Source organism: Vibrio sp. V43_P6S15P86 (genome assembly GCF_009904725.1).
Lineage (GTDB): Bacteria > Pseudomonadota > Gammaproteobacteria > Enterobacterales > Vibrionaceae > Vibrio > Vibrio diabolicus.
Genome location: NZ_WXWT01000305.1, coordinates 1 through 10,153, shown reverse-complemented (window position 1 = coordinate 10,153; position 10,153 = coordinate 1). Strand labels below are relative to the sequence as shown.

12 protein-coding genes are annotated in these 10,153 nt (G+C 44.7%); 8 read left to right on the top strand and 4 right to left on the bottom strand.

Annotated features, from left to right (window positions below; translation table 11 throughout):
* Positions 1 to 73: 73 nt before the first annotated feature.
* From rplM to CAG69_RS13530, 8 genes are all read left to right on the top strand, one after another.
* Entirely contained in the window at positions 74 to 502 is a 429-nt protein-coding gene (gene rplM, locus CAG69_RS13565; RefSeq protein ID WP_012842158.1) for a 50S ribosomal protein L13, read from the top strand.
* Between the two features lie 15 nt (positions 503 to 517).
* A complete protein-coding gene (gene rpsI / locus CAG69_RS13560; RefSeq protein WP_005372876.1) occupies positions 518 to 910 on the top strand; it encodes a 30S ribosomal protein S9 in 393 nt (130 codons plus the stop codon).
* 618 nt (positions 911 to 1,528) lie between these two features.
* The gene (gene petA / locus CAG69_RS13555; protein WP_005396462.1) at positions 1,529 to 2,119 is read left to right on the top strand and encodes a ubiquinol-cytochrome c reductase iron-sulfur subunit; all 591 of its coding nucleotides are present in this window, start codon (positions 1,529 to 1,531) and stop codon (positions 2,117 to 2,119) included.
* A complete protein-coding gene (locus CAG69_RS13550) occupies positions 2,119 to 3,384 on the top strand; it encodes a cytochrome b (protein WP_005372880.1) in 1,266 nt (421 codons plus the stop codon). Before petA ends, CAG69_RS13550 begins: the two co-directional genes overlap by 1 nt.
* Positions 3,381 to 4,118, top strand: a complete 738-nt coding sequence (locus CAG69_RS13545) for a cytochrome c1 (RefSeq protein ID WP_005372881.1) — start codon at positions 3,381 to 3,383, stop codon at positions 4,116 to 4,118. The genes CAG69_RS13550 and CAG69_RS13545 overlap by 4 nt, the downstream gene beginning before the upstream one ends.
* A gap of 96 nt (positions 4,119 to 4,214) precedes the next feature.
* Positions 4,215 to 4,850, top strand: a complete 636-nt coding sequence (gene sspA, locus CAG69_RS13540; protein ID WP_005372897.1) for a stringent starvation protein SspA — start codon at positions 4,215 to 4,217, stop codon at positions 4,848 to 4,850.
* Positions 4,851 to 4,867: 17 nt separating this feature from the next.
* The gene (gene sspB, locus CAG69_RS13535) at positions 4,868 to 5,353 is read left to right on the top strand and encodes a ClpXP protease specificity-enhancing factor (protein ID WP_161444663.1); all 486 of its coding nucleotides are present in this window, start codon (positions 4,868 to 4,870) and stop codon (positions 5,351 to 5,353) included.
* 95 nt (positions 5,354 to 5,448) lie between these two features.
* A protein-coding gene (locus CAG69_RS13530; protein ID WP_161444662.1) for an IS3 family transposase occupies positions 5,449 to 6,653 on the top strand; the annotation gives its coding sequence in 2 pieces (ribosomal slippage) (positions 5,449 to 5,800 and positions 5,800 to 6,653; 1,206 coding nt in all).
* A 63-nt stretch (positions 6,654 to 6,716) separates the two neighbouring features.
* Here the strand turns inward: CAG69_RS13530 and CAG69_RS13525 are convergent.
* The 4 genes from CAG69_RS13525 to CAG69_RS13510 all read right to left on the bottom strand — a co-directional run.
* Complete coding sequence (locus tag CAG69_RS13525) at positions 6,717 to 7,382, bottom strand: BON domain-containing protein (RefSeq protein WP_161444660.1); 666 nt, start codon at positions 7,380 to 7,382, stop codon at positions 6,717 to 6,719.
* Positions 7,383 to 7,403: 21 nt separating this feature from the next.
* Positions 7,404 to 7,994, bottom strand: a complete 591-nt coding sequence (locus CAG69_RS13520; protein WP_005372901.1) for a phosphoheptose isomerase — start codon at positions 7,992 to 7,994, stop codon at positions 7,404 to 7,406.
* A gap of 3 nt (positions 7,995 to 7,997) precedes the next feature.
* Positions 7,998 to 8,366: a YraN family protein gene (locus CAG69_RS13515; protein ID WP_104971259.1), complete on the bottom strand. Its 369-nt coding sequence runs from the start codon at positions 8,364 to 8,366 to the stop codon at positions 7,998 to 8,000.
* The coding region (locus CAG69_RS13510) for a penicillin-binding protein activator (protein ID WP_161444658.1) at positions 8,353 to 10,153 on the bottom strand (1,801 nt) is incomplete at its 5' end. The genes CAG69_RS13515 and CAG69_RS13510, both read right to left, overlap by 14 nt.

Sequence of the window (10,153 nt, the reverse complement as noted above, 5' to 3'; positions counted from 1 at the left end):
CTCTTAGACAGTGTGGGAGCGCCAGAACGGTGTTCCTTAAAGTTTAAATTTTAATTAACGGGTTATTATTAGCATGAAAACTTTCGTTGCTAAACCAGAAACTGTAAAACGCGACTGGTACGTTGTAGACGCTGAAGGTAAAACTCTTGGTCGTCTAGCAAGTGAAATTGCATCTCGCCTACGTGGCAAACATAAAGCTGAATACACTCCTCACGTTGACGCTGGTGACTACATCATCGTTATCAACGCTGAGAAAGTTGCTGTAACTGGTAACAAAGCTAAGAACAAAGTGTACTACCGTCACTCTGAGTTCCCAGGTGGTCTAAAATCTATCACTTTTGAAAAGTTGATCGATCGTAAACCTGAGATGGTTCTTGAGCTTGCAGTTAAAGGCATGCTTCCACGTGGTCCTCTAGGCCGTGCTATGTACCGTAAGCTTAAAGTTTACGCAGGCGCTGAGCACAACCATGTTGCTCAACAACCACAAGTACTAGACATCTAATTGGGGATTTCGAAAATGGCAGAGAATCAATACTACGGCACTGGCCGTCGCAAAAGCTCAGCTGCACGTGTTTTTATTAAACCAGGCAGCGGCAACATTGTAGTAAACAAGCGTAACCTTGACGAATACTTCGGTCGTCCAACAGCTCGCATGGTTGTACAACAACCTCTAGAACTTGTTGAACTAACTGAAAAGCTAGACCTTTACGTAACAGTTAAAGGCGGCGGTATTTCTGGTCAAGCTGGTGCTATCCGTCACGGTATCACTCGCGCGCTTATGGAATACGATGAGTCTCTACGTCCTGCTCTACGCGCAGCTGGCTACGTTACTCGTGACGCTCGTTGCGTTGAACGTAAGAAAGTTGGTCTACGTAAAGCACGTCGTCGTCCACAGTTCTCTAAGCGTTAATTTCCTCTTATTGGAAATTCTGCTTTTCAGAGTTACTCTGGAAACTGTGTACCAAAAGCTCGGCTCTATGCCGGGCTTTTTTGTTTTTAAAGAAATAATACCTGCCGATCAATATCCATTTGTATTCACTTATAACTAGGCTCAGAGTAAAGCTTCTTCCTTACCATACGTTATAAGCTTATTTATCTGCTGTGGATGCCTTTACGTCTTAATATCCCTGCAACATGTTTTAAAATGCCTACTCGTCTTTTTTGCGTATGCGGCGTGCTACAAAAGTGAAAATACAAACAACGTAAGTTGAATGCGCACTAAGAAATATTTTGCTGTGTAATTAACTGAAAACTACCAAGATAAAAGGTTTGAATAGCTTTCAGCAGAACTTCCATGTTGTGCTTTCTTGTTACAAATCACATCAATTTTTTATAATTCTGCCGCTTTTGTGACGACGCGAGCGATTTGCCTCACAAATGTTACAAAAAGGTAGCTTTATCTTGTCAAAAAGTAGGGTTTTCTTTATCATTTCCCTCCAATAAATAGAACTAAATTCATTGTTTGTTAGCCATGCTCTTATAAGCGGAATAATAACGATCCAAAGGGAGCAAATGGGAGAATGTTTGGATGAGCAACGCGCCTTTAAATAACGGTCGCAGGCGTTTTCTAACCGCTACAACGGCAGTTGTTGGTGGGTTAGGGGCAGTCGCCGTCGCCGTGCCTTTTATCAAATCATGGAATCCGAGTGCTAAAGCCAAAGCGGCAGGTGCACCGGTGGAAGTGGATATAAGTAAAATTGAACCAGGTCAGCTGGTTCGTGTCGAGTGGCAGGGGAAACCTGTATGGATTGTTCGCCGCACTCAAAGCGTTCTAGATAACTTAAAAACGATCGGCGATAAGCTTCGTGATCCGCAATCTGAAATGGAACAGCAGCCTGAGTACGCTCAGAATGAGTTTCGTTCGATTAAGGAAGAGTTTTTTGTCGCTGTTGGTTTCTGTACTCACCTAGGTTGTTCACCAACCTATCTACCAGACTCTTTCTCAGAGCAGGTCCAGGGCGTAAGATCTGGCTTCTTCTGTCCTTGTCATGGTTCTAAGTTCGATATGGCTGGTCGAGTGTTCCAAGGGGTACCTGCTCCATTGAACCTTGTCGTTCCTAAGCACATGTATTTGAGCGACACCAAGCTCATTGTGGGTGTTGATGAGGGGGATGCATAATGCAAGCAATGTTAGACTGGGTTGAAAAGCGTATTCCTGCAATGAATGCTTATAAAAAGCATTTGTCTGAATACCCAATGCCTAAGAACTTCAACTTTTGGTACCTTTTCGGTTCTCTGGCGATGCTGGTTCTGGTTAACCAAATCCTAACGGGTATTTGGCTAACGATGAACTACGTTCCTTCTGGTGACGGTGCGTTTGCTTCTATCGAGTACATCATGCGTGATGTGGAGTACGGTTGGCTTCTACGTTACATGCACTCAACTGGCGCATCTGCGTTTTTCGTTGTTGTGTACTTGCACATGTTCCGTGGCCTGATCTACGGCTCATATCAAAAACCTCGTGAACTACTGTGGATCTTCGGTATGTTGATCTTCCTCGTTCTAATGGCTGAAGCATTCATGGGTTACCTACTGCCATGGGGTCAGATGTCATACTGGGGTGCGCAGGTAATCATTTCTTTGTTTGGTGCGATTCCTGTTATCGGTGATGACCTAACGCTTTGGATCCGTGGTGATTACATCATCTCTGGTGCAACGTTAAACCGTTTCTTCGCGCTACACGTTATCGCACTGCCTATCGTTCTACTTCTTCTTGTAGTTCTGCACGTATTGGCGCTGCACGAAGTCGGCTCAAACAACCCTGATGGTATCGAAACTAAGCTACCAAAAGGTTCAATGGGCGATGATTACAAGACACAGTTCAAGTTCCACGATTACTACACGAAGAAATACGACATTATCGACTCTATTCCTTTCCACCCATACGGTACGGTTAAGGACTTAGTTGGTGTGGCTGGTTTCTTGTTCTTCTTCTGTTACGTGCTGTTCTTTAACCCAGAAATGGGAGGATACTTCCTTGAACCGCCTAACTTTGAAGCTGCAAACCCACTGAAGACACCAGAGCACATTGCTCCGGTATGGTACTTCACGCCGTTTTACGCAATCTTACGTGCGGTTCCAGACAAACTATTAGGTGTTATCCTAATGGGTGCGTCAATTGCAGTGCTGTTTGTTCTACCTTGGTTGGATCGTTGTAAAGTTCGTTCATACCGTTACCGTAGCAAACTTCATCTGTTGAATATTGTACAGTTCACTATCGCCTTTATCGCTCTGGGTATTTTAGGTGCGTTACCTGCAACACCAACGTACACACTACTATCTCAGATCTTTAGCTTGTGTTACTTCATGTTCTTTGTGTTGCTGTTCTTCTACAGCAAAAATGAAGCAACCAAACCATTACCAGAGAGGGTGACATTCAAATGAAGAAGTGGATTGTAATTCTATTTGCTATGTTGCCATCACTAGCGATGGCAGCGGGGGCTAACGTTCCGCTTGATAAAGCGAATGTTGACCTAACGGATAAAGCTTCGCTACAAAACGGTGCGAAGTTGTTCATGAACTACTGTTTTGCTTGTCACTCAACGCAGTATCAGCGTTATGAGCGTGTAGCAACAGACTTGGAAATTCCAACAGACTTAATGAAAGAAAACCTGATTTTCAATCCTGAAGCGAAAATCGGTGATCTAATGGTCAACGCAATGCCACCGAAGCAAGCGGCAAATTGGTTTGGTGCTCCACCACCAGATCTTACGTTGGTTGCACGAGTTCGTGGTGCTGATTGGTTATACACTTACTTACGCTCTTTCTATGTTGATCCATCTCGTCCATTCGGCGTGAACAACATTGTCTTCCCGAGTGTTGGTATGCCACATGTGCTTGAAGAGCTACAGGGTATCCCGACGCCGATTTACGATACGAAAATCGTAGATGGCGAAGAAGTACAAGTTGTTGTTGGTACTGAAACAGATGGTACGGGTGAGCTGAGCGAAGGCGAATACGACAAAGCGGTTGGCGACCTAGTGAACTTCTTGGTTTATTCAGGTGACCCAGTGCAGCTTGAGCGTCATGCTTTAGGTTGGTGGGTAATGGGCTTCTTAGTGCTTCTAACCATCGTTGTCGTGATGCTCAAGAAAGAGTATTGGCGCGATGTGCATTAATTGTGCTAAAATAGCGTGCTAATTCCCAATTTTAATTGATGTACAATGGAGGCTTAGCCTCCATTGTTTTTATTTGTAAGTGTACTGGAGGGCTCCATGGCTGTAGCTGCCAATAAACGTTCTGTGATGACTCTTTTCTCAAGTGCATCAGATTTGTATAGCCATCAGGTTCGCATTGTACTAGCTGAAAAAGGCGTAAGTGTTGAAGTTGAGCTTGTTGACGAAGCAAACCTTCCTGCTGAGCTTGTTGAGCTAAACCCATATAAATCAGTGCCAACTCTTGTTGACCGTGAGCTAGCTCTTTACGATTCAAAAATCATCATGGAGTACTTGGACGAGCGTTTCCCTCATCCACCTCTAATGCCGGTTTACCCTGTTGCTCGCGGCAACAGCCGCTTGATGATGTACCGTATCGAACGCAACTGGTATTCACTCGCTGAAAAAGTGATGAAAGGTAATGCGGAAGAATCAGAAAAAGCACGCACAAAGCTGCGTAATGATCTTCTGACGTTAGCGCCAATTTTTGCTGAATATGAGTACTTCATGAGCGAAGAATTCAGCTTGATCGACTGTTACCTAGCTCCATTATTGTGGCGTCTGCCTCAACTTGGTATCGATCTGGTTGGCCCTGGTTCAAAAGAAATCAAGGTGTACATGAACCGCGTATTTGAACGTGATTCGTTCCTTGCTTCTTTAACTGAAGCTGAACGTGAAATGCGCCTAGTTCGCTAAGCGATTTTAAACACGTTATGGATATTGCAAAAATGACTGCTCGCCGCCCGTATATGCTTCGCGCATTTTACGATTGGTTAGTAGACAATGACTTGACTCCTCACTTGGTTGTGGATGCAACGATGCCGGGCGTACGTGTACCGGTTGAGTTTATTCAAGATGGTCAAATTATTTTGAATATTGCACCACGTGCGGTGGGTAATCTTGAGTTAGGTAATGATGCGATTACCTTCCATGCTCGCTTTAGCGGCCGTCCACACTCAGTAATTGTGCCTGTGTATGCTGTCCAAGCTATTTATGCGCGTGAGAATGGTGCTGGTACTATGTTTGAACCAGAAGAAGCGTACACTCACATCGAAGAAGAAGCGATGACCGAGGAAGAATCATCCCCATCGTTTACAACGGTTAGCGATTCGCCTTCCGAGTTAGCCTCTGATTCGGATGCCGAAGAGGATGATGCTCCTCGACCAAAAGGCAAACCAAGCTTAAGAGTGATTAAATAATAAAAAAGCAGCGTAACGCTGCTTTTTTCTTTTTAGTGTCTTTGTGCCGTCCTAAATAAGGTTGACACTTTCCACCCCCAAAATTGGAGAGTGTTATGAAATCAACAACTAAAAGAACTCAGCGCGATTACTCCCTCGCTTTTAAACTCACTGTAGTTGATGAGGTTGAAAAAGGAAGCCTCACTTACAAACAAGCCCAAGAGAAGTATGGCATCCAAGGTTGCTCTACGGTTTTGGTTTGGCTTCGTAAGCATGGTCGACTAGATTGGTCTAAAGGGACACCTAACTTTATGTCCAAAGGAGACTCTATGGCCGAGTTCAATTCACCTCCTACACCAGAGCAACGTATTAAAGAGCTTGAGAAGCAGCTCGAAGATGCTCAACTCAAAGCCGACTTCTTTGAAGCTGTCGTGAACGTTATGGAACGTGACTATGGTGTTAGAGTGACAAAAAAGCACAAAGAAGCGTTGTCCAAGAGAAAACCATAGTGGGTTTGAGCGTTACGAAGTTTTGTCAGTTAGTACAAATCTCTCGCCAAGCTTATTATAAGCAATGCCAAACTCAATCTCGTTGTGAACATCATGAGCATGCTGTCATTGGCTTTGTCCGTGAAGTCAGGCTGAAGCAGCCACGCATTGGCACGCGTAAACTGAAGTTCTTAGCAGCAACAAAGGGCATTCAAATAGGTCGCGATAAGCTCTTTGAACTTCTCAGAAAGCATCGGCTGTTAGTGAGAGCAAGACGAGCCTATCACCGAACGACTGACAGCCGTCATCGATTTTTCTGTCACCCAAACAAAGTGAAAGATGGGCTGACACCAACGAAGCCAGAACAACTGTGGGTTGCTGATATTACTTACTTGCCAACTCAAAATGGAGAGAGTTATCTCAGCTTGGTTACAGACGCTTATTCAAGGAAGATTGTTGGTTTTTATGTGGATGACAACATGAAAACTCAATCAGTTAAGCGGGCATTTATCTCAGCTCTCAGGCAACGGCAGAATGAAGAAAAGCTAATACACCACTCAGATAGAGGCTCACAATACTGTTCGAAGGAATATCAAGATATCCATAAGAAACATAGAGTGACTTGCTCAATGACTGACGGGTATGACTGTTATCAGAATGCTTTAGCTGAGCGTGTAAATGGGATACTCAAAATGGAGCTCTTGCTGAAGAAACCGAAAGATCTGAAAGAAGCAAGGACGATGGTAGCAGAGTCCGTAGATATCTATAATCAAATGAGGCCTCATACGGCTTTAAAATACAAAACGCCCGATGAAGTACATCGAGCGTTTTAGTTAAAAAGTGTCAACCCATATCAGGACGGGTCACTTGACGTGTTTTCAAGTGATGTTTCGCAATTACTCAATCGTAAATGCTTCGACGTTGGCTTCATTTTCCGCGTTTGTCTCACTTTCTATTGTTTGTACACCGTCACTCGGTAAGTCCACTTCAACAGGTTCCATTTCGCCATATTGGAACCCTTTAATGACTTGTTTTACGCCAGAGATATTACGCGCGATTTCTGTCGCTCGCTCGCCTTGCTCTGGTGTGACATAACCAAACAGAAAAACGTCGCCGTCTTCGGTGATCACTTTAACCTTAACGCCATTGAGTTCAGAGTCGGTCAGCAAGGCTGATTTTACTTTGGTTGTGATCCAACTGTCGTTGCTAATTTGAGTGACAGTGAGTGGCTCTTTTTGTTTGATTTGATTGTGTATGACTTTCACACCACTAACTTCTCGAGCTCTTCGCTCTAAAGTATGGATAAGGTCTTGCGTTGGAGCCTGACCCATAAGAACAACCGTACCGTTATAGGAGCTGGCAACCACACGAACCTCACCTTTAAACGGCGCCTTATTCCCGATCGCCGCAACTTCGAATTCGATGTTGTTGTCCTGCCAAATTTGTTTTGTACTGCGTGTGTCCGTGACAATATTTGCTGTGGTTGCAGCGCCAGCGATAAACAAGCCAGCGCAACCACTTAAACTCAATGCTGTTAATAAGATAACGAGGCTACGTATCATAATTCTGACCCTCAGTCTTGGTTACTCTTCATGAGCAGGGAAAAGCACCTGGTCAATAAGATCACAAAGACAATGGAGTGTCACCATATGTACTTCGTGAATACGTGCAGTGCGGTGTGATGGAATACGAATTTCGACGTCGTTCTCACCGAGCAGCCCTGCCATCTCACCGCCATCTTTGCCTGTTAGCGCGATAATCGTCATGTCTCGAGTTACAGCCGCTTCCATCGCTTTGATAATATTTTTGCTGTTACCGCTAGTCGACATGGCAAGCAGAATGTCGCCTGGCTGGCCAAACGCTCGTACCTGTTTTGAGAAAATTTCCTGGTAGTGGTAGTCGTTTGCGACAGCGGTCAGGGTTGTATTATCGGCTGTTAAGGCCATTGCAGGCAGGCTAGGGCGCTCAGTTTCAAAACGGTTTAAAAGACAAGAAACAAATTGTTGAGCGTTTGAAGCACTGCCGCCATTACCACAACATAAAATTTTGTTGCCATTGAGCAAGCTTGAGACCATCGCTTGGGCCGCGTGAGTAATGGCATCGGGCAGCGCCTCTGCTGCTGCGATTTGAATTTGAATACTTTCTGTAAAGCTGTCTTTAATGCTGTCTAGCATCGCTTATCCTTCAGAGATTGCGTTTTCTATCCAGTTGATATCTCGCCCATTGTTATGAATAGCGATGACATCAAACCGATAATCGATATTGTGTTTTAAGCGCTTTTGTTGGCTAAGCCAAACTTGTGCAGTTTTGATTAGCTTGCGCATTTTTGCGTGCGTTACCATTTCTGCTGCTGAGCCAAAGTGATCGTTCTTACGATATTTGACTTCAACAAACACGATAGTTTCACCTTGTTGGAAGATTAAATCAATCTCACCGACCTTGGTCAGGAAATTTTGTTCAATAAAGCGCAAGCCCTGGCGTTGCAAATAGTGCTTCGCCAGAGCTTCATATTGATTTCCGATTTGGCGCTTACTAAAGAGCCCCACGCTCAGCCCAGCTCAATTCACGCTGTACAACACAGTTGTTGTCGATACTTAAAATACCGGTTTGGCCACCGACTGAGTAACCAGGAACGACCTTCATTTGTGGAAGTTCACCGATCAATTTATATGCATCCATACCGAGTGCTTTCAAACGTTTTTCCATGTTAGATTGCTCTGACCAAAGCTCGTTCATTTCAGCGGTCACGCTAGGATCTGGGTCAATCAGCAATGGAATGTCGCTGTAGATGATGCCTGTTAGATCTTCGTATGTCGCGCCGCCACTGTTGCTACGCGAACTAGAGAAGATTTGTGGTGCTTTCGCATCAGGGTTAATCGCTACTTCGATAAACGGCTTGATCAAAGTCAGCTCAGTGCTTCTAGCTACGATATAAACCGCATCAACATCACGACGGCTACGTGGCTGTGTTTCAAGCTTAATTCGCATTAATGATTGCATCTGGGCGATACGCTGCTTGCTCTCTTGCAGGCCAAATACTTCATTGATGTCTTTTTGAAGTTGGCGCTTGTCACCAAAGTAACTTGCTGCGACTTTGTTAGAGCTGTACTTTCGCCATTCTTTGTTGAAAGCCTCAGTTACACGCTCTCCAAAGCTGCCTTTTGGTGCAAGAATAAGAGGGAAGTTGTAGCCTTCGCTGAACAAGTGTTTTGCAGCTTGTGCGGCTTCTTGTTCCGGTGATAATGCCAAGTAGCAAATATTGCTATCTGGTTGCACATCCTCGGGGATATTTAGCGCAAGGGCTGGAATGGTAGGGCCATTTGCTGAGCCATCCATGGTTGTGTGCAACAACTCCACGTTCTCTTTTTCTAGAGGGCCAACAACAAAATCGATGTTTTCATTGATCAAGCGTTGTTTAATTTGGTCAGCGTTATACGCATTGGTGTCAATCACCGTAAGTGTTGCACTAGGATCTCGATTACGATCATTCATCATCGCAAACACAAAACCATCACGAATTAATTGCGCTTGTGGTGAGAACTTACCCGTCAGCGGCAGCAATAAAGCAGTATTGTTTGGCTTCACGATATCAAGAGAGAGAATGTTTTGAATCTCTTCTGGTGTATAGATAGCAGCAGGGTGCGAAGGGTTTTCGCTTAACCAGCGCTCTAGCGTATTTTTAAGTTGGGACAGGTTGCCCGATAGCGTTTTTGCATAAACAGCCAGCTGAAGCCAGCCGTCTAGAACATCCTCATTCGGCTCTGTTTCTAATGAGGTGAGTTCATATTCTGAGTAGCTGCCAAAGTTCATCCAAATACGGCTAGAGATTTCCCTCTGCTCTGCTGACGAGGCGTATTGACCAAATGCAACCAGCTGGCGGTTTGCTTCAAACGCTTGGTTAAGGCCTTGATAAGCGTCGGCACGCATCAAGTAATAGTCTTTCCATTGCTCGTTTGGCAATTTCCACCAAGGTTTAAAGTTTAACAATTGCAGCAACTGCGAGTAATTACCTTGCTTTTGCTGTATGGTCGCACGCGCCAGTTGCCACTCCGCTTGCTGAACTTCGGTCAACTGTTGTCGAGCCAGACGTTTGATCAACAGTTCTGCTTGATCAAACTGGTTCGCTTGAATAGCGGCTTTGGTTGCCATGATCAACCAGTCATTTTGTAAACTGCCTTCCGTGCTATCAGCTTGGATCATATAGTTCTGAACAGACTGAGTAGGCTCAAGTGTTACATCAACGCCATCAGGCTGTCTTGGACCTGAAGAACAGGCGGCGAGCGTAATTGCTAGTGCAACAGGAGTAAGTATGCGTGGTACACTGAGTCTCTTA

What these genes read in the sequence shown, in the direction of transcription:
- rplM (WP_012842158.1), top strand. Translation starts at nt 74, where the DNA reads ATGAAAACTTTCGTTGCTAAACCAGAAACTGTAAAACGCGACTGGTAC.
- CAG69_RS13550 (WP_005372880.1), top strand. Translation starts at nt 2,119, where the DNA reads ATGCAAGCAATGTTAGACTGGGTTGAAAAGCGTATTCCTGCAATGAAT.
- CAG69_RS13520 (WP_005372901.1), bottom strand. Translation starts at nt 7,994, where the DNA reads ATGCTAGACAGCATTAAAGACAGCTTTACAGAAAGTATTCAAATTCAA.
- rpsI (WP_005372876.1), top strand. Translation starts at nt 518, where the DNA reads ATGGCAGAGAATCAATACTACGGCACTGGCCGTCGCAAAAGCTCAGCT.
- CAG69_RS13525 (WP_161444660.1), bottom strand. Translation starts at nt 7,382, where the DNA reads ATGATACGTAGCCTCGTTATCTTATTAACAGCATTGAGTTTAAGTGGT.
- petA (WP_005396462.1), top strand. Translation starts at nt 1,529, where the DNA reads ATGAGCAACGCGCCTTTAAATAACGGTCGCAGGCGTTTTCTAACCGCT.
- sspA (WP_005372897.1), top strand. Translation starts at nt 4,215, where the DNA reads ATGGCTGTAGCTGCCAATAAACGTTCTGTGATGACTCTTTTCTCAAGT.
- sspB (WP_161444663.1), top strand. Translation starts at nt 4,868, where the DNA reads ATGGATATTGCAAAAATGACTGCTCGCCGCCCGTATATGCTTCGCGCA.
- CAG69_RS13545 (WP_005372881.1), top strand. Translation starts at nt 3,381, where the DNA reads ATGAAGAAGTGGATTGTAATTCTATTTGCTATGTTGCCATCACTAGCG.